Source organism: Streptomyces sp. M-16 (genome assembly GCF_052114405.1).
Lineage (GTDB): Bacteria > Actinomycetota > Actinomycetes > Streptomycetales > Streptomycetaceae > Streptomyces.
Genome location: NZ_JBFRER010000084.1, coordinates 1 through 16,667, shown reverse-complemented (window position 1 = coordinate 16,667; position 16,667 = coordinate 1). Strand labels below are relative to the sequence as shown.

The window sequence follows — 16,667 nt, the reverse complement described above, 5'->3', positions numbered from 1 at the left end:
GGGGGCTGGTCACGAACCCTCCCTACTTGACGAGCGAGCGTGGGCGGTATCCAATCACAGCTGTTTTGGTTAGGCATATACCTAGTAGGAATAACTTCCCTGGAGGTTCCCGTGTCGACCCACGCCGCTCCCGCCGCTCCCGCCGCTCCGGCCGTGCACGCCACCGCCGCCGTCGCCGACGACATGAAGTCGGTCCTGTCGGGCTTCTGCACCGGCATCGCCGTCATCACGGCGTGCGGCAGCGACGGCCGCCCCGTCGGAATGGCCGTGCAGTCGTTCTCTTCCGTCTCCCTGGACCCGCCGCTGGTCTGCTTCTGCCCGGCCCGCACCTCCACCACCTGGCCGGTGATCCGGGCCGCGGGAGCCTTCGCCGTCAACGTCCTGGCCGCCGACCAGCTGGAGCTGTGCCGCCGCTTCGCCGTCACGGGCGGCGACAAGTTCGCCGGCGTCCCCTGGTACGCGGGCGCCGCCGGGGCGCCGCTGCTCGACGGGGTGCTCGCCACCGTCGAGTGCGTCCTGGAGGGCGTGCTGGACGGCGGCGACCACGCCATCGCGCTCGGTCGCGTCACCGCCGCGGCGGTGCACCGCGACGGCGCGCCGCTGCTCTACTTCCGGCGCGCCTACGGGCGGGTGCCGGACTCCGGGGCCGGGGCGAGCGCCTCGATGTCCGCGAGCATGGCGGCGGCCAGGTCCCGCTCGGAGGCGTAGTACCGCTCCGCCCACTTGAGGGTGAGCGTCGGGTAGGCCCATGCGGCCTCGTCCTGGGCCCCCTCCACGTCCGCCACCGCCCGGCGGCGCATCCGTTCGGCGAACTCCTGGTGCTGGAACAGGATGTCGCGCATCTGCTCCGGCTCCAGCAGGTGGCCCAGCCACAGCCGCAGCATCGGCCCGTGCTTGAGGACCGGGGGGTCGACCGGCGCCTCGCGCGCCCATTCCCGTACGGCGGCCATGCCCTCGTCGGTGATCCGGTACACGCGCTTGTCGCGGGTGCCGGTGTCCTGGGCGACCATCCGCGAGGAGGCGTAGCCGGCCTTCTCCAGCCGCTTGAGCTCGCTGTAGATCTGGCTGAAGGACGGGCTCCAGTAGAAGAAGCGCAGCGACCAGTCCGACCATTTCTTCAGGTCGTAGCCCGACAGCTCCTCGCCGAAGGAGAGCAGGCCGAGCACCGCCCAGCTGGTCGCCGGGAGCGTGCGCGTGTTCGTCTCGTCTGCCACGCAGCGCAGTCTATGGCCGGTCCCCGCGATGCCCTTCCCCCGACAGGGCATGACTGCTAGAAGTATTCCTAATAGAAATACCTGCCCACAGCTGGATGGAGGGACCGCACCGTGAAGTTCTCGATGATCTTCGAGGCGCAGCTCGTCGACCCCACCCCCGAACGCGAACGCCAGGTCATCCACGACTGCGTCGAACAGGCCGTGTTCGCCGAGGAGATGGGCTTCGACCGGATCTGGGCCGTGGAACACCACTCCCTGACCCAGTACGCCCACATGAGCGCCTCCGAGATCTTCCTGACCTGGGTCGCCGCCCGGACGCGGAAGATCCGCATCGGCCATGGCGTGGTCACCATGCCCTTCGCCTACCAGCACCCGGTGCGCGTCGCCGAGCGGGCCGCCATGCTCGACGTGCTCTCCGGCGGCCGCGTCGACATCGGTGCCGGGCGAGGGGCCACCCGCCAGGAGATGTCCATGTACGGGGTGAACCCCGAGGACACCTACCCGCAGATGGAGGAGGCGCTGCGGATCTTCTCCGCCGCCTGGCGGGAGCCGGAGTTCGCATGGCACGGATCGCTCGACATCGGCCCCGGCGCGATCCTGCCCCGCCCGGTGCAGGACCCGCACCCGCCCCTGTTCATGGCCTGCTCCAAGCACGACACCCTCAAGCTCGCCGCCGAACTGGGCATCGGAGCCCTGGTGATGGGCTTCGCCGGCGCCGATGACGTCCGCGCCATGCGCAAGGTCTACGACGAGGCCATCGCCACCCGCACCGGCGAGCGCCTCGTCTCGGACCGGGTCAACGACCACCTCTCCGCGCTCTGCCCCACGATCGTCCTCGACGACGCCGAGCGCGCGCTGCGCCTGGGCACGCGCGGGCAGCGCTTCTTCGCCGAGTCCATCGCCCACTGGTACGGCAACGCGCCCGCCCCGACGGGCTACGCCGAGGACGAGGACCACGTGGGCGCCCTCGACCGGGGCCGCGAGGAGCTCGTCGCCCGGCTGCACGAGGCGAACATCCCCGCCCGCCCGGTCGACACCGGCACCTACAACGCCGACCACGCCTACGGCAGCGCCGAGACGGCCGTCGCCTACGTCGAGCAGTTGCGCGAGATCGGCGTCGACGAGGTCATGTGCCTGATCCAGATGGGCACCGTCCCGCAGGAGGCCTGCATGGAGACCATCCGCCAGTGGGGCGAGAAGGTCATCCCGCACTTCCGCGCCCCGGAACTGGAGGGCTGAGCCGTGATCTCCCTCGACGGGAAGGTCGTCGTGATCACCGGCGCCGGACGCGGCCAGGGCGCCGAGGAGGCCCGGCTGTGCGCGGAGGCCGGGGCGCGGGTCGTCGTCACCGACGTCCGCGAGGAGGAGGGCCGGGCGGTCGCCGCCGCGCTGGGGGACCGCGCGCTCTACGTACGGCACGACGTGGCCGACGCGGGCAGCTGGGCCCAGGTGGTACGGGAGGCGGTGGCCGCCTTCGGGACCGTCTCGGCACTCGTCAACAACGCCGCCCTGTGGCGCACCGCGCACGTGGAGGAGCAGAGCGCGCAGGGCTTCGAGGAACTGCTGCGGGTCAACCTGCTGGGGCCCTTCCTCGGCATCCAGGCCGTCGCGCCCGTGCTGCGGGCGGCCGGCGGCGGCTCGGTCGTCAACATCTCCTCCACGGCGGGCCTGGTCGGCATACCGGGCCACGCGGCCTACGGGTCCACCAAGTTCGCCCTGCGCGGGCTGACCCGGTCCGCCGCGCTCGACCTGGCCGGGGACGGGATCCGGGTCAACTCCGTACACCCGGGGGCCATCGACACCCCGATGGTGGCCGACGCGGTCGCCGGACGGGACTGGTCTCACGTGCCGCTGGGCCGGATGGGGCGGCCCCGGGAGGTCGGGGAGCTGGTGCTGTTCCTGTGCTCGGACGCCTCCTCGTACGTGACCGGAACCGAGTTCGCGGTCGACGGCGGGATGACGGCCGGATGAGCGGGCGGCTCTCCCCCGCCGCGCGGGGGCTGTGCGACGCGATGGCGGCGGTCTTCCCCGGACCCGGGGACGTGACGGCCCTGCGGGCGGCGGCCGTGCCCGGCCCGCCCGGCCCCGAGGTGGCCTCGGTGCGCGACGCCGACGCGGGCGGGGTCCCGGTGCGGATCTACGACCCCGCGCCGGGAGCCGCCGGCCGGCCGCTCGCCGTGTACTTCCACGGCGGCGGCTGGGTGATGTGCGGGCTGGACACGCACGACGCCCTGTGCCGGAAGCTGGCCGCCGCCTCCGGGGCGGTGGTCGTCTCCGCCGACTACCGGCTGGCCCCCGAACACCCCTGGCCCGCCGCCTCCGACGACGCCCTCCGCGTACTGCTGTGGGCGCGGGCCGAAGCCGGGGCGCTGGGCTGTGACCCGGGGCGGGTGGTGGTCGCGGGGGACTCCAGCGGCGGCAACCTGGCCGCCGTCACCGCGCTGCGCGCACCCGGACTGGCCGCCGGGCAACTGCTGGCGTACCCGCCGCTGGACGCCTCCATGGGCTCCGGGTCGGTGACCACGTACGGCCGGGACCACTTCCACACCGCCGCGCACATGGCCTGGTACTGGGAGCAGTACGGCGGCGACCCCGCGCACCCGCACGTCTCCCCGCTGCGGGCCGGCCTGGAGGCGCTGGCCGCACTGCCCCGCACGCTGATCCTCCTCGCCGACTGCGACCTGCTGCGGGACGAGGGGCTGGCGTACGCGCGCCGGCTGGGGGAAGCGGGGGTCGACTGCGAGGTCCGGCTCCACCCGGGGGTCTTCCACGGCTTCCTGGGCCTGCCGCTGCAGGCCGGGCGGGCGGCGCTCGCGGGCGCGGCGGCCTGGCTGGCGGCGACTGCGTAGGAGGGGGCGGGGCGGCCGGATTCGAACCGGCGTCTTCCCCCTTGCAGGGGGGTGCAACGACCTCTGTACTACGACCCCGCCCTTGCGGTGGATCTTATGCGGGCGGTGGGCGGGTGCGCACGCCGGATTCCCCGGCATGATGTGTCCATGCCTGGCTTCCTCCTGCGCGCCTGCCTGCTCCTCGCCGTGGAGGCGGGCGCCGCCTTCCTGCTGCGCGACTCCGGAGCACCATGGATCCCGGTCCTGCTCGGGGTGTTCGTCCTCGGCTCCGCGGTCCCCCAGGGCACGTCGGCGGAGTTCGCGGGCCGCTTCCTCGTCGCCGCCGTCGCGGTGGGCGTGGCCCTGGCGGGTGCCGCGGCCTGGGCGGCGTACGACCGGCCGGACACCGGGCCCGCCCAGTGGGCCGCCCAGGCCGCCACCGCCGTCCTCCTCCTCTTCCAGACGGCCACCCTCATGCGCCTCTCGCTGCGCCGCGCCTAGTACCGCGGCCGGCGCCATGCCCGCTCGTCACGCCGTGCGTCTCACCTCGGTGAGGACGGGCCGGTGGTCACTGCCCAGGTCGGGCAGGACGCTCGTGGTGGTGGCCTCCAGGCCGCGCAGCAGCACGTGGTCGATCCGGACCACGGGGAAGGGGGCGGGCCAGGTGAACCCGAAGCCCCGGCCCGCGTGCTCCTGGGCGGGCTCCAGGTGCCGGGTGAGGGGGGCCAGGCCCCGGTCGTGCAGGCTGCCGTTGAGGTCGCCGAGCAGCATCATGCGGGGGGCCGGATCCCTGGCGATGCGGTCGGCCAGTTCGGCCGCGGCCGCGTCGCGGGGCCCGATGGCGAAGCCCTCGCTCGCCCGGACCCGTACGGAGGGCAGGCGCACCGTGTAGACGGCGGTGTCCCCGCCGGGGGTGCCGGCGACGGCCCGGATCGCGTGCGGCCAGGGGCCGCCCAGGTCCAGCGCCTCCACCTCGCGCAGCGGATGGCGTGACCACAGGCCGAGGGTGTTGCGGGTGGTGTGGTGGGGGTACGCGGCGGCGAGCGCCTTCTCGTACGCGGGGACGGCCCCCAGGGGGACCTTCTCCAGGGCGACGAGATCGGCGCCGGTGGCGATCACTTCCCGGGCGACGGCCTCGGGGCTGGTGCGGGCCCCGCCGACGTTGAAGGACAGGGCCCTGAAGTCGCCGGCCCCCGCACGGGGCGGCGCCGTCAGGGTCGGCAGGAAGAGGAGGCACCAGGCCACGAGGGGCACCAGGGCCGCCGCCATCCCCAGTCGTGTGCCACGCCCCGCCGCCCACAGGAGGAGGGCCGCCACCGCGACGGCGAACCACGGGAGGGCGGTCTCGACGAGGCTGCCCAGGTTGCCCGGCGTATTGGGCAGCAGCTGCGGAAAGAGCAGGGCCACGGCGAGGAGGAGCGAGGGGACGGCGATGCGTGCGGTGTGGCGGGGGCGGCCCCCCGAGCCGCCCCGCCGTGTGCTGCGGGTCATGGGTCCTCGCCTCCGCTAGATGCAGTCCCTGCGCCGCAGGTGGGTGAACATGGCGATCCCCGAACCGGCCACCAGGAGGAGGAAGGCGGGCCACGCCCAGACGTAGGCGGCTTCGGGCTGGTGGAAGTTCGCCGAGTAGATGCCGCCCAGCAGCGTGGGAATCATGAACACCACGAGCCACGAGGTCACCCTCCGGGTGACCCTGGTCCCCTGGTAAAGCTCCACCGACTTCCGGTGGAGCAGTACCAATTCCTTCCGGTACCGGCGGACTCCCTGGAGGAAATCGCGGAGTTCTTCGTTCGAGTAGGCGTCGAGGTCTTTCGGGGTGAGCCCGGCCGGGCCGGAGCGCACGGGATTGTCCGACATGTGATTTCCCTTCCTCTGGTCGGTGGCGGGCCGCCTACAGCCAGCCCTTGCGCTTGACCGTGAAGTAGGTGGCCAGCGCGGTGGACGCCAGGGCGGCGAGGAACAGCGGCCAGCCGTACTTGAACTGCAGCTCGGGCATGTGCTCGAAATTGGAGCCGTAGAGCGACGCCAGAGCGCCGGGCACCACGGCTATCGCCGTCCAGGCGCTCACCTTCCGGGTTTCCACGGTGACCTTCAACTGGTCTTCGGTGATTTCCCGGATGTCTTCCATTTCCTGGTTCAGCCCGCGGATCTCCCGGTTGATCTCGCGGAGCAGCTCCACCTTCTGGGCGTGCTCCTCCACCGTCTCGGCCGGCATGAGGGTGTTGTCGTGGGTCGTCGGCGTCATGTTGGTCATGGCATTCCTTCCGCGGATCTCGGGCGTGATGCGGCGGTAAACGTGGGGCAACGTGTTTCGCCGGGAAAGTCGGGGGATGCGGTGCGTGATCGACGTCGCGCGCCCCGGACACCGGCGGACGTGCCGGGGCACGCCGATGCGGTGTCGGATCCGGATAAAGTCGGATCCGGATAAGTCGGACCCAGATAAGTCGGATCCGGATAAAGTCGGATGGGGATAAAGAGGCGCGACTAGCGCAGCGCGTCGAGCGGGATCGGTGGCGTATACGCCCTGGGACTACTGCCAATAGGCACGCTGATCACCTCCCGCGAATCGGGACGCGGTTCGTCCCGCGCCTCCGACACCGTAAACGACAGGCAATGTGATGACAAAGTCGGGAAAATCGCGCATCACCCGATGTGTCATGTGAAGACCAGGCCCCGGCGGCCTGCGGGTGGGAGGAAAGGGCTGGTCAGGGCGAGGGGGATCGCAAACAATGGGCGCATGACGAGACGCGCCCGTTCCTTCGACGCGGCCGCCGCGCTCTACGCGGCCCACCGCCCCGGGTATCCCGAAGCGCTGTACGACGCCGTCGAGGAGCTGGCCGGCCGGCCGCTCGCCGGCGCCAGGGTGGCCGACGTGGGGGCCGGGACCGGCCTCGGGACCGGACCGATGCGCCGGCGCGGGGCCGAGGTGGTCGCCGTCGAGCCCGGGGACGGGATGGCCGCCGAGTTCCGGCGGGCGCACCCGGACATCCCGGTCGTCCGCGGCGACGGGGACCGACTGCCCCTGTCCACCGGCGCCTTCGACCTCGTCACGTACGCGCAGGCCTGGCACTGGACGGACCCCGCCCTCGCCGTCCCGGAGGCCCGCCGCGTCCTGCGGCCCGGCGGCGCGCTCGCCATCTGGTGGAACGACATAGACGAGGCCGTCCCCTGGGTCGCCGAACAGGGCGCGCGGATCCGGGCGTTCTTCGAGGCGGACGGCGCCACCCGGTTCCGCACCCTCCCGCAGGGCATCGGCTCCGGATTCGCCACCCGCACCGTCGCCTGGTCGCGCCGGATCCCCCTCGACGCCCACCTGGCCAACCTCTCCAGCCACTCGGCCTTCCTGCTCCTCGGCGAGGAGGGCACCCGGACGTTCATGGACGCCGAGCGCGCCCGGCTGGAGGGCCTCTTCCCGGACGGGACGGTGGAGGAGCCGTACACCGTCGCCCTGCACCTCGCCCGGAACCCGTGATGGCGGCCGTCTCCGCGGCCCACCGCGCGTTCCGGCAGGCCAACGAACTCCTCGCGTTCCTCCTGGAGGTCGCCGCCCTCCTCGCGCTCGCCGTCTGGGGCTACGAGTGGGGCGGCCACCTCGTCGTCGGCGCGCTGCTCGGGGCGGTGGTGGCGGGCGCCGCGGCCGTCCTGTGGGGGGCCTTCGCCGCTCCGCGCGCCCGCTACCGGGTCCCGCTGCCGGCCGTACTCGCGGTGAAGGCCGTCGTGTTCGGGTCGGCGGCCCTCGCCCTCGTCGGGCTGGGGATGCGCCCACAGGCCCTGTGGTTCGCCGGCCTGGCGCTGGTGAACACCGTGCTGGTGACGTACTACCGCTCCCGGGACTGAAGCACCTGCGCCCGGCACTGCGCGGGCGTGCCCCACGCGTCCCGCAGCGGCCGGGCCTTGCGCAGCCACAGCGACAGGTCCAGCTCCTCGGTGTAGCCGACGGCCCCGTGCAGTTGCAGCGCGGTCAGCGCGGCCGCGTACGCCGCCCCGCCCGCGGCGAGCTTCGCCGCCGCGACCTCGCCCGGCTCCAGGGACAGCGCCGCCGCCCACAGCAGCGGCCGGGCGAACTCCAGACCCAGCAGGGTGTCCGCCAGCCGGTGCTTGACCGCCTGGAAACCGCCGATCGGCGTCCCGAACTGGGTGCGCTGCTTCGCGTACTCGACCGTCCGCCCGAGCAGGGCCTCGCCGACGCCCAGGCACTGGGCCGCCGTCAGCAGCCGCGCCCACCGCAGGGCCGCCCGCGCGGCGGCCGTGACGGCCGGGCCCGCCGCGAGGAGTTCCCCGCCGTCCGCCGGGGCCCCGAGCCTGCGGGCCGGGTCGAGGGAGGCCAGCGGGGTGACGGTGGTCCCGGCCGGGGCGAGGCGCAGTTCCCCCGCCGCCGAGACGGTGAAGTGCCAGGTGGCCGCGTCCGCGTCCAAGGCGTACGGGGAGCCGGCCGGCAGGGTCAGCGTGGCCGGGGCCGTACCCGCCGCCAGCCCCGGGAGGAAGCGTTTCGCCAGTGCCTCGTCCCCGAGGTGCGCCAGGAGCACCGCCGCCGCCGCGCTCTCCACGGCCGGCCCGGGGACGCCGGCCCGGCCCAGCTCCACGAAGCCGAGGGCCAGTTCCACCGGGAGCGGGCCCATCCCCTCGTACGCCTCCGGCACCGCGAGCGCGAACAGCCCCGTGTCCGCGAGCCGCGACCACAGGGCGAGCCCCGGTCCGTGCTCCCCGGCGGCCCAGGCCCGCACGGCCGCGGGCACCCCGGCGGCGCCGAGGAGGGAGCGCAGCGTACGGGTGAAGTCGTCCTGTTCCTCGGTCGGCAGGAAGCGCATCAGCGGCGGCCCTTCGGGAGGCCGAGCAGCCGCTCGGCGATGATGTCGCGCTGGATCTCGTTGGTGCCGGCGTAGATCGGCCCGGCCAGGGAGAAGACCCACGGCTCGGCCCACTCGCCCTCCGCCAGCTCGGCGTCCGGGCCCAGCAGGTCCAGGGCCGTCTCGTGCAGGGCCATGTCGTACTCGGACCAGAACACCTTGTTCAGGCTGGACTCGGCGCCGATCGCGGTGCCCGCCGCGAAGCGGGAGGCGCCGGCGCGGGTGAACAGCTCGTAGGCGCGCGCCCCGACCACCGCGTCCGCGACCCGGTCGCGCAGGGCCGTGTCCGCCGGGTCGCCCCGCTCCCGCCACAGGGCCAGGAGCCGGTCGGCGGCGGCCAGGAACCGGCCGGGGGAGCGCAGGGTCAGCCCGCGCTCGTTGCCCGTCGTCGCCATCGCGATCCGCCAGCCCTGGCCCGGCTCCCCGATCACGTCCTCGTCGGGTACGAAGACCCGGTCGAGGAAGAGTTCGGCGAAGGCGGGCTTGCCGTCGAGCCGGCCGATGGGCCGCACCGTCACCCCCGGTTCCCGCAGGCCGAACATCAGGTACGTGAGCCCCCGGTGGGGCCGGTCCGCACCGGGGTCCGTACGGAAGATGCCGAAGGCCCGGTCCGCGAACGCGGCCCGCGAGGACCAGGTCTTCTGCCCCGACAGCAGCCAGCCGCCCTCCGTGCRCTCGGCCCGGGACTTCAGCGAGGCCAGGTCGGAGCCCGCCTCCGGCTCGGACCAGGCCTGCGCCCAGATCGCCTCGCCGCTCGCCATGGAGGGCAGCACCCGGGCCCGCTGGGCGGGGCTCGCGTGGTCGAAGAGGGTCGGGGCGAGGAGGCTGATGCCGTTCTGCGAGACCCGGCCCGGCGCGCCCGCCGCCCAGTACTCCTCCTCGAAGACCAGCCACCGTTCGAGGTCCACGCCCCGGCCGCCGTACTCCTCGGGCCATGACACCACCGACCAGCGGTCCGCGGCCATCCGCGCCTCCCATTCCCGGTGCGCCTCGAAGCCCTCCGCGGTCTCCAGCGAGGGGAGGGGCCGCCGCGGTACGTGCGCGGTCAGCCAGGCCCGCGCCTCGGCCCGGAAGGCCGCCACCTCCGCGGTCTCGGTCAGGTCCATCAGCCGTTCGCCTCCTTCATGGCGGCCACGTCCATGCCGCCGAGCGAGTCCGCCGCCGTCTCGGCGTTGTGGGCGTGCGCCAGGTGGTGCAGTCCGAAGACCGAGTCCATGCCGCCGTGCATCCCCTGGAGGTCCTCGGCCTGGTTGACGGCCCGTTTGGTCAGGGCCAGCCCGAACGGGGGCATCTCGGCGATCCGCAGGGCCAGCCGGTCGGTCTCGGCGGCCAGTGCGTCCGGGGCCACGACCCGGTTGACCATGCCGACCTCGTACGCCCGCCGGGCGGGCATCCGGTCGCCGGTGTAGAGGAACTCCTTCGCGATCCGCGGGGGCATCGCCCACGGGTGCGCGAAGTACTCGACCCCGGGGATGCCCATCCGCACGACCGGGTCCGAGAAGAAGGCGTCCTCGCTCGCCACGATCAGGTCGCACACCCAGGCCAGCATCAGCCCGCCCGCCACGCAGGCCCCCCGCACGGAGGCGATCACCGGCTTGGGCAGTTCCCGCCAGCGCCGGCACATCCCCAGGTAGACCTCCGACTCCCGGGCGAAGCGGGACTCGGCGCCCGGCCGGGCCGAGTGGTCCCACCACAGGCCGGCCCGCCGCTCGAAGGGCAGGTGCGCGTCGCGCTGCGGGGTGCCGATGTCGTGGCCCGCGGAGAAGTGGCCGCCGGCCCCGGCCAGCACCACCACCTTCACCTCCGGATCGTCGGAGGCCCGGTAGAAGGCGTCGTCCAGGGCGTAGGTCATCGCGCTGTTCTGCGCGTTGCGGTAGCGGGGGCGGTTCATCGTCACGTACGCGACGGGGCCGCGCCGCTCGTACAGCACCGGTGGGGCGTCGGTGGCGTCGGGCATGCGGACATCCTTCCCTAACAAGTGTTTGGTAGGTTAACGTACGGCCATGAGCAGCGTCGAGGAGTTCCGCACCGGGGTTCGGAGTTGGCTACGGGCCCACCTCACCGGTGAGTTCGCCGCCCTCAAGGGCCGCGGCGGACCGGGCCGCGAACACGAGGAGTTCGACGGACGCCTCGCCTGGGAACGCCACATGGCCGCCCACGGCTGGACCTGCCTCGGCTGGCCCGAGCGCTACGGCGGCCGCGGCGCGAGCACCGAGGAGCAGATCGCCTTCCACGAGGAGTACGCCCTCGCCGACGCCCCCGCCCGCGTGGGCCACATCGGCGAACAGCTCCTCGGCCCCACCCTCATCGCCCACGGCACCGAGGAACAGAAGGCCCGCTTCCTCCCCGCCATCCGGGAGGTGCGCGAACTGTGGTGCCAGGGCTACAGCGAGCCCGACGCCGGCTCCGACCTCGCGAACGTCCGCACCCGCGCCCGGCTGGACGAGGGGGAGTGGGTGGTGGACGGCCAGAAGATCTGGACCTCCCTCGCCCACGAGTCCCAGTGGTGCTTCGTCCTCGCCCGCACCACCCCCGGCTCCCGGCGCCACGCGGGCCTGTCCTACCTCCTGGTCCCCCTGGACCAGGCCGGGGTCGAGATCCGGCCCATCGTCCAGCTCACCGGCACCTCCGAGTTCAACGAGGTCTTCTTCGACGGCGCCCGCACCGACGCCGCCCACGTCGTCGGCGCGCCCGGCGACGGCTGGGCCGTCGCCATGGCCACCCTCGGCTACGAGCGCGGCGTCTCCACCCTCGGCCAGCAGGTCGGCTTCCGCCGCGAACTGGAGAACCTCGCCGCACTGGCCGCGCGCAACGGCGCCCTCGCCGACCCGCTGGTCCGCGACCGGCTGGTCCGCGCCTGGATCGGCCTGGAGACCATGCGCGCCACCGCCCTGAGCCCCGGTACCGCACCCTCCCTGGCCAAGCTGTACTGGGCCCGCTGGCACCGCGACCTCGGCGAACTCGCCATGGACGTCCGCGGCGCCACCTCCCTCCTCGCGGGCGGCGCGCAGGGGGACCCGTACGACCTCGACGACTGGCAGAGGCTCTTCCTCTTCTCCCGCGCCGACACCATCTACGCGGGCTCCGACGAGATCCAGCGCACCATCGTCGCCGAGCGGATCCTCGGCCTTCCCAAGGAGGCACGGACATGACCGCGCCCGCGTACGTCCCCGCCCACGACCTGCTGGCGGGCCGCACCGCCGTCATCACCGCCGCCGCCGGGGCCGGCATCGGCGGCGCCACCGCCCGCCGCTTCCTGGAGGAAGGCGCCCGCATCCTCATCGGCGACGCCCACGCCCGCCGGCTGAAGGAGACCGAGCAGGCCCTCGCCGCCGAGTTCGGCGCGGACCGCGTCGCCTCACTGCCCTGCGACGTCACCGACGAGGACCAGGTCCAGGCCCTCTTCGCCCGCGCCGAGGAGCTCCACGGCGGCCTCGACGTCATCGTCAACAACGCCGGGCTCGGCGGCACCGCCGACCTCGTCGACATGACCGACGCACAGTGGTCCCGCGTCCTCGACGTCACCCTGAACGGCACCTTCCGCTGCACCCGCGCCGCCCTGCGCTCCCTCAAGGCCGCCGGCCGCCCAGGGGTCGTCGTCAACAACGCCTCCGTCATCGGCTGGCGCGCGCAGACCGGCCAGGCCCACTACGCCGCAGCCAAGGCCGGGGTGATGGCCCTGACCCGCTGCGCGGCGCTGGAGGCAGCGGGCTTCGGCGTACGGGTCAACGCGGTCGCCCCCAGCCTGGCCATGCACCCCCACCTGGTGAAGGTCACCAGCGAGGAGCTGCTCACCGAGCTCACCGCCCGCGAGGCCTTCGGCCGGTACGCGCAGCCCTGGGAGATCGCCAACGTCATCGTCTTCCTGGCCTGCGGCTACTCGTCCTACATGACGGGCGAGACCGTCTCGGTCAGCAGCCAGCACGCGTAGCCGCAGAATGGGCCCGTGCCAACGAACAAGAAGAAGCCGCAGGTGACGGCCTCACCCGAGCGCCGACGCGAACTCCTCGACACCGCAGCCGAGGTCTTCGCGGCCCAGGGCTACAACGCCACCACCGTCCGCAAGATCGCCGACGCCGCCGGGATGCTCGCCGGCAGCCTCTACTACCACTTCGATTCCAAGGAATCGATGCTCGACGAGATCCTCTCGGCCTTCCTGAACGAGCTGTGGGCGGGCTACGACACCGTCCTGGCCGCCGGTCTCGGCCCCAGGGAGACCATCGAGGCCCTCGTCACCGAGTCCTTCCGGGAGATCGACCGGCACCGCGCCGCCGTCGCCATCTACCAGAAGGAAGCGCGGACCCTGTCCGCCCAGCCCCGCTTCCACTACCTCTCCGACTCGCAGGTCAAGTTCGAGAAGGCGTGGCTCGGGACGCTGGAGCGCGGGGTCGCCGCCCGGGTCTTCCGGGCCGACCTCGACATCCGCCTCACCTACCGCTTCGTCCGCGACACGGTGTGGGTCGCCGCCTCCTGGTACCGGCCCGGCGGACAGCACAGCCCCGAGGAGATCGCCCGCCAGTACCTGTCGATGGTGCTGGACGGGATCGCCGTACGCACGTAACCACCGGAGGAGTCCCGATGCCCGAGGCCTACATAGTCGACGCCGTACGCACCCCCGTGGGCCGCAGGGGCGGCGGCCTGTCCGCCGTGCACCCCGCCGACCTCGGCGCCCACGTCCTGAAGGCGCTGGTCGAGCGGACCGGGATCGACCCGGCCGCCGTCGAGGACGTGGTCTTCGGCTGCCTCGACACCGTCGGCCCGCAGGCCGGGGACATCGCGCGCACGGCCTGGCTGGCGGCCGGACTGCCCGAGGAGGTGCCCGGCGTCACCGTCGACCGCCAGTGCGGCTCCTCCCAGCAGGCCGTCCACTTCGCGGCGCAGGGCGTCCTGTCCGGCACCCAGGACCTGGTGGTCGCGGGCGGCACCCAGAACATGTCGATGATCCCCATCGCCTTCGCCTCCCGGCAGGCCGCCGAACCCCTGGGCCTCACCGAGGGCCCCTACGCGGGATCGGCGGGCTGGCGCGCCCGCTACGGGGACGCGCCCGTCAACCAGTTCCACGGGGCGCAGCTCATCGCCGAGAAGTGGGGGATCTCCCGGCGCGACATGGAGGAGTTCGCCCTGCGCTCCCACCGGCGGGCCCTGCGGGCCATCGACGAGGGCCGCTTCGAGCGCGAGACCGTCGCCTACGGGGACGTGCGCGTGGACGAGGGCCCGCGCCGGGACACCAGCCTGGAGAAGATGGCCGGCCTGCGGCCCGTCGTCGAGGGCGGCACCATCACCGCGGCCGTCTCCTCCCAGGTCTCCGACGGGGCGGCGGCGATGCTGATCGCCTCCGAGCGGGCGGTCGCCGAACACGGCCTCACCCCCCGGGCCCGCGTCCACCACCTGTCCGTCCGCGGCGAGGACCCGATCCGGATGCTGTCGGCGCCGATCCCCGCGACCGCGCACGCCCTGAAGAAGACGGGCCTGACCCTCTCCGACATCGACCTGGTGGAGATCAACGAGGCCTTCGCCCCGGTGGTCCTGGCCTGGCTGAAGGAGACGGGAGCCGACCCCGGCCGGGTGAACGTCAACGGCGGCGCCATCGCCCTGGGCCACCCGCTGGGCGCGACGGGCGTCAAGCTGATGACCACCCTCCTGCACGAACTGGAGCGCACGGGCGGCCGCTTCGGCCTCCAGACCATGTGCGAGGGCGGCGGCCAGGCCAACGTCACGATCATCGAACGCCTCTGACCCCCCTGGGGGCCGGGGCCGGGGCCGGGGCCGTGCGGCCCCGGCCCCGTCGACCCGGGTCACGCCCGCCGTGGCCAGAGGGTTACGTACGGGCGGAGGCGCTCCCCGGGGGAGGTGTGATAGCTTTGGGGCTGTTGCAGTTGTGGTACCCATGAACTTTATGTGCGCCTGACGGGAATGCTCCGACAGGCGCTTTAATTGTTTTTACCGGAATCTCCGGATGGGGCCCTTGCCGCCTATTCAGGAGATTCAAATGGCTAACGGTACCGTGAAGTGGTTCAACTCGGAAAAGGGCTTCGGCTTCATCGAGCAGGACGGTGGCGGCCCGGACGTCTTCGCCCACTACTCGAACATCGCCACCCAGGGCTTCCGTGAGCTCACCGAGGGTCAGCGCGTGACCTTCGACGTGACGCAGGGCCAGAAGGGCCCCCAGGCGGAGAACATCCTCCCCGCCTAATTTCTTCAGCATGCCGGGGTCCGCGCCGCGAGGTGCGGGCCCCGGCTTGTCTGCTGTCTCGACCGCTGTTTCGCACCTGCCGGTTTCAGGAGGGCTTTTTCCGCATGACCAGCTCCAGCTCCGCACGACCCAGCCGCCGCCCCACCCGGGGCCGAGGTGCGGCCCAGGGACGTCCGAAGGCTGGCGCGGGACGGCAGAAGTCCGCCCCCGTTGCCCGGCCGCAAGAATTCACCATGCCCGATCCGCTGACCCCGGCCCTCCCGCCGGTGGCCGCGTTCGAGGACATGGACATGCCCGAGGCGCTGCTGAAGACCCTCGCCGCCCAGGGCGTGACCGAGCCGTTCCCCATCCAGGCCGCCACGCTGCCGAACTCCCTCGCCGGCCGTGACCTGCTCGGCCGCGGCCGCACCGGCTCCGGCAAGACGCTGGCCTTCGGCCTGGCCCTGCTCTCCCGCACCGCCGGCCGCCGCGCGCAGCCGAAGGCGCCGCTCGCGCTGGTCCTCGTACCGACCCGCGAGCTCGCGCAGCAGGTCACCGACGCCCTGGCCCCCTACGCCACGGCCGTCAACCTGCGCATCGCCACCATCGTCGGCGGCATGTCGATCAACCGGCAGTCCGGCGCCCTGCGCCGCGGCGCCGAGGTGCTCGTCGCCACCCCCGGCCGCCTCAAGGACCTCATCGACCGCGGCGACGCCGACCTCTCCCAGGTCGCCGTCACGGTCCTCGACGAGGCCGACCAGATGACCGACATGGGCTTCATGCCGCAGGTCACCGCCCTGCTCAAGCAGGTCGAGCCCGGCGGCCAGACCATGCTGTTCTCGGCGACCCTCGACAAGAACATCGACAAGCTCGTCAAGATGTTCCTCACCGACCCGGTCGCCTTCTCCGTCGACCCGTCCGCCGGCGCGGTCAGCACGATGGAGCACCACGTCCTGTACGTCATGGACGAGACCGACAAGAAGGCCGTGGCCACGCGCATAGCCGCTCGCGACGGCCGGGTGATCATGTTCGTCGACACCAAGCGCGGCGTCGACCGCATGGTCAAGAAGCTGCTGGCCGACGGCGTCCGCGCCTCCGGCCTGCACGGCGGACGCTCGCAGCCGCAGCGCAACCGCACCCTCGACTGGTTCAAGACGGGCGAGGTCACCGCACTGGTCGCCACCAACGTGGCCGCGCGCGGCATCCACATCGACGACCTCGACCTCGTCGTCAACGTGGACCCGCCCACCGACCACAAGGACTACCTGCACCGCGGCGGCCGTACCGCCCGCGCCGGCGAGTCCGGCAGCGTCGTCACCCTGGTCCTGCCCGACCAGAAGCGCGACATGACCCGGCTGATGTCGGACGCCGGGATCACCCCGCGCACCGCGCAGATCAAGTCCTCCGACGACGAGCTGTCCCGCCTGACCGGTGCCCGGGAGCCCTCGGGCATCCCCGTGGTGCTGGAGGTCCCGGTCGCGACCCCGCCGAAGCAGCGCTCCGGCTCCGGCTCGGGCTCCGCGCGCCGCCGCTCGGGCGGCCCGCGCACCGGCTCCGCCACGGGTGCCGCCCCCGCCTCCGGCGGCCGCGGCCGCCGTACCGGCTC

General features: G+C 73.1%; 20 protein-coding genes and 1 tRNA gene. 13 read left to right on the top strand and 8 right to left on the bottom strand.

Features of this window, described 5'->3' with window-relative positions:
• The first annotated feature begins 111 nt into the window (after window positions 1–111).
• Window positions 112–708 carry a flavin reductase family protein gene (locus tag AB4039_RS29795; RefSeq protein ID WP_266838516.1) on the top strand — a complete coding sequence of 199 codons (597 nt, stop codon included), beginning with the start codon at window positions 112–114 and terminating at the stop codon, window positions 706–708.
• On the opposite strand, the gene AB4039_RS29790 is transcribed toward AB4039_RS29795, so the two are convergent.
• Window positions 621–1,214, bottom strand: coding sequence for a PadR family transcriptional regulator (locus AB4039_RS29790; protein WP_442272250.1), 594 nt, complete (start codon window positions 1,212–1,214; stop codon window positions 621–623). The two genes, AB4039_RS29795 and AB4039_RS29790, sit on opposite strands and share 88 nt — an antisense overlap.
• A 111-nt stretch (window positions 1,215–1,325) precedes the next feature.
• On the opposite strand from AB4039_RS29790, the gene AB4039_RS29785 reads away from it, so the two are divergent.
• From AB4039_RS29785 to AB4039_RS29775, 3 genes are read left to right on the top strand one after another with little or no spacing between them, the layout of a single operon-like run.
• Complete coding sequence (locus AB4039_RS29785) at window positions 1,326–2,453, top strand: LLM class flavin-dependent oxidoreductase (RefSeq protein ID WP_442272249.1); 1,128 nt, start codon at window positions 1,326–1,328, stop codon at window positions 2,451–2,453.
• A 3-nt stretch (window positions 2,454–2,456) separates the two neighbouring features.
• Window positions 2,457–3,185 (top strand): glucose 1-dehydrogenase, encoded by a 729-nt coding sequence (locus tag AB4039_RS29780; protein WP_266838513.1) that lies wholly within the window; start codon window positions 2,457–2,459, stop codon window positions 3,183–3,185.
• Window positions 3,182–4,063: an alpha/beta hydrolase gene (locus AB4039_RS29775; RefSeq protein WP_266838512.1), complete on the top strand. Its 882-nt coding sequence runs from the start codon at window positions 3,182–3,184 to the stop codon at window positions 4,061–4,063. Before AB4039_RS29780 ends, AB4039_RS29775 begins: the two co-directional genes overlap by 4 nt.
• Window positions 4,064–4,068: 5 nt before the next feature.
• Here the strand turns inward: AB4039_RS29775 and AB4039_RS29770 are convergent.
• A tRNA-Cys gene (locus tag AB4039_RS29770) sits at window positions 4,069–4,143 on the bottom strand.
• A 67-nt stretch (window positions 4,144–4,210) separates the two neighbouring features.
• Here AB4039_RS29770 and AB4039_RS29765 point away from each other — a divergent pair.
• Window positions 4,211–4,543: a hypothetical protein gene (locus tag AB4039_RS29765; RefSeq protein ID WP_266838511.1), complete on the top strand. Its 333-nt coding sequence runs from the start codon at window positions 4,211–4,213 to the stop codon at window positions 4,541–4,543.
• Between the two features lie 27 nt (window positions 4,544–4,570).
• Here the strand turns inward: AB4039_RS29765 and AB4039_RS29760 are convergent, their stop codons facing one another.
• From AB4039_RS29760 to AB4039_RS29750, 3 genes are read right to left on the bottom strand one after another with little or no spacing between them, the layout of a single operon-like run.
• Window positions 4,571–5,533, bottom strand: coding sequence for an endonuclease/exonuclease/phosphatase family protein (locus AB4039_RS29760; RefSeq protein ID WP_266838510.1), 963 nt, complete (start codon window positions 5,531–5,533; stop codon window positions 4,571–4,573).
• Between the two features lie 15 nt (window positions 5,534–5,548).
• Complete coding sequence (locus tag AB4039_RS29755; RefSeq protein ID WP_266838509.1) at window positions 5,549–5,899, bottom strand: CorA family divalent cation transporter; 351 nt, start codon at window positions 5,897–5,899, stop codon at window positions 5,549–5,551.
• 34 nt (window positions 5,900–5,933) lie between these two features.
• Window positions 5,934–6,296, bottom strand: coding sequence for a CorA family divalent cation transporter (locus AB4039_RS29750; protein ID WP_266838508.1), 363 nt, complete (start codon window positions 6,294–6,296; stop codon window positions 5,934–5,936).
• Between the two features lie 483 nt (window positions 6,297–6,779).
• On the opposite strand from AB4039_RS29750, the gene AB4039_RS29745 reads away from it, so the two are divergent.
• A complete protein-coding gene (locus AB4039_RS29745) occupies window positions 6,780–7,514 on the top strand; it encodes a class I SAM-dependent methyltransferase (RefSeq protein WP_266838507.1) in 735 nt (244 codons plus the stop codon).
• Window positions 7,514–7,879 carry a YrdB family protein gene (locus tag AB4039_RS29740; RefSeq protein ID WP_442272248.1) on the top strand — a complete coding sequence of 122 codons (366 nt, stop codon included), beginning with the start codon at window positions 7,514–7,516 and terminating at the stop codon, window positions 7,877–7,879. The genes AB4039_RS29745 and AB4039_RS29740 overlap by 1 nt, the downstream gene beginning before the upstream one ends.
• Here the strand turns inward: AB4039_RS29740 and AB4039_RS29735 are convergent.
• Genes AB4039_RS29735 through AB4039_RS29725 form a run of 3 tightly spaced genes read right to left on the bottom strand, consistent with a single transcriptional unit; the run spans window position 7,861 to window position 10,846 of the window.
• Window positions 7,861–8,850, bottom strand: a complete 990-nt coding sequence (locus tag AB4039_RS29735; protein WP_442272247.1) for an acyl-CoA dehydrogenase family protein — start codon at window positions 8,848–8,850, stop codon at window positions 7,861–7,863. The two genes, AB4039_RS29740 and AB4039_RS29735, sit on opposite strands and share 19 nt — an antisense overlap.
• Window positions 8,850–9,995, bottom strand: a complete 1,146-nt coding sequence (locus tag AB4039_RS29730) for an acyl-CoA dehydrogenase family protein (protein WP_442272246.1) — start codon at window positions 9,993–9,995, stop codon at window positions 8,850–8,852. The genes AB4039_RS29735 and AB4039_RS29730 overlap by 1 nt, the downstream gene beginning before the upstream one ends.
• Window positions 9,995–10,846, bottom strand: coding sequence for an enoyl-CoA hydratase (locus AB4039_RS29725; RefSeq protein ID WP_266838503.1), 852 nt, complete (start codon window positions 10,844–10,846; stop codon window positions 9,995–9,997). The genes AB4039_RS29730 and AB4039_RS29725 overlap by 1 nt, the downstream gene beginning before the upstream one ends.
• Window positions 10,847–10,892: 46 nt before the next feature.
• Between AB4039_RS29725 and AB4039_RS29720 the strand changes: the two genes are divergently transcribed.
• The 6 genes from AB4039_RS29720 to AB4039_RS29695 form a co-directional block, all read left to right on the top strand.
• Window positions 10,893–12,041 (top strand): acyl-CoA dehydrogenase family protein, encoded by a 1,149-nt coding sequence (locus AB4039_RS29720; RefSeq protein WP_442272245.1) that lies wholly within the window; start codon window positions 10,893–10,895, stop codon window positions 12,039–12,041.
• A complete protein-coding gene (locus tag AB4039_RS29715) occupies window positions 12,038–12,820 on the top strand; it encodes an SDR family oxidoreductase (protein ID WP_266838501.1) in 783 nt (260 codons plus the stop codon). The genes AB4039_RS29720 and AB4039_RS29715 overlap by 4 nt, the downstream gene beginning before the upstream one ends.
• Window positions 12,821–12,835: 15 nt before the next feature.
• Window positions 12,836–13,450 (top strand): TetR/AcrR family transcriptional regulator, encoded by a 615-nt coding sequence (locus AB4039_RS29710; RefSeq protein ID WP_030228252.1) that lies wholly within the window; start codon window positions 12,836–12,838, stop codon window positions 13,448–13,450.
• Window positions 13,451–13,467: 17 nt separating this feature from the next.
• Window positions 13,468–14,625, top strand: a complete 1,158-nt coding sequence (locus AB4039_RS29705; RefSeq protein ID WP_266838500.1) for an acetyl-CoA C-acetyltransferase — start codon at window positions 13,468–13,470, stop codon at window positions 14,623–14,625.
• A gap of 253 nt (window positions 14,626–14,878) precedes the next feature.
• Window positions 14,879–15,082: a cold-shock protein gene (locus tag AB4039_RS29700; RefSeq protein WP_007263537.1), complete on the top strand. Its 204-nt coding sequence runs from the start codon at window positions 14,879–14,881 to the stop codon at window positions 15,080–15,082.
• Window positions 15,083–15,186: 104 nt separating this feature from the next.
• The coding region (locus AB4039_RS29695) for a DEAD/DEAH box helicase (protein ID WP_442272244.1) at window positions 15,187–16,667 on the top strand (1,481 nt) is incomplete at its 3' end.

Coding starts and splice junctions, on each gene's coding strand:
- AB4039_RS29765 (WP_266838511.1), top strand. CDS start 4,211: ATGCCTGGCTTCCTCCTGCGCGCCTGCCTGCTCCTCGCCGTGGAGGCG.
- AB4039_RS29700 (WP_007263537.1), top strand. CDS start 14,879: ATGGCTAACGGTACCGTGAAGTGGTTCAACTCGGAAAAGGGCTTCGGC.
- AB4039_RS29740 (WP_442272248.1), top strand. CDS start 7,514: ATGGCGGCCGTCTCCGCGGCCCACCGCGCGTTCCGGCAGGCCAACGAA.
- AB4039_RS29745 (WP_266838507.1), top strand. CDS start 6,780: ATGACGAGACGCGCCCGTTCCTTCGACGCGGCCGCCGCGCTCTACGCG.
- AB4039_RS29715 (WP_266838501.1), top strand. CDS start 12,038: ATGACCGCGCCCGCGTACGTCCCCGCCCACGACCTGCTGGCGGGCCGC.
- AB4039_RS29705 (WP_266838500.1), top strand. CDS start 13,468: ATGCCCGAGGCCTACATAGTCGACGCCGTACGCACCCCCGTGGGCCGC.
- AB4039_RS29755 (WP_266838509.1), bottom strand. CDS start 5,899: ATGTCGGACAATCCCGTGCGCTCCGGCCCGGCCGGGCTCACCCCGAAA.
- AB4039_RS29720 (WP_442272245.1), top strand. CDS start 10,893: ATGAGCAGCGTCGAGGAGTTCCGCACCGGGGTTCGGAGTTGGCTACGG.
- AB4039_RS29735 (WP_442272247.1), bottom strand. CDS start 8,850: ATGCGCTTCCTGCCGACCGAGGAACAGGACGACTTCACCCGTACGCTG.
- AB4039_RS29750 (WP_266838508.1), bottom strand. CDS start 6,296: ATGACCAACATGACGCCGACGACCCACGACAACACCCTCATGCCGGCC.
- AB4039_RS29760 (WP_266838510.1), bottom strand. CDS start 5,533: ATGACCCGCAGCACACGGCGGGGCGGCTCGGGGGGCCGCCCCCGCCAC.
- AB4039_RS29725 (WP_266838503.1), bottom strand. CDS start 10,846: ATGCCCGACGCCACCGACGCCCCACCGGTGCTGTACGAGCGGCGCGGC.
- AB4039_RS29775 (WP_266838512.1), top strand. CDS start 3,182: ATGAGCGGGCGGCTCTCCCCCGCCGCGCGGGGGCTGTGCGACGCGATG.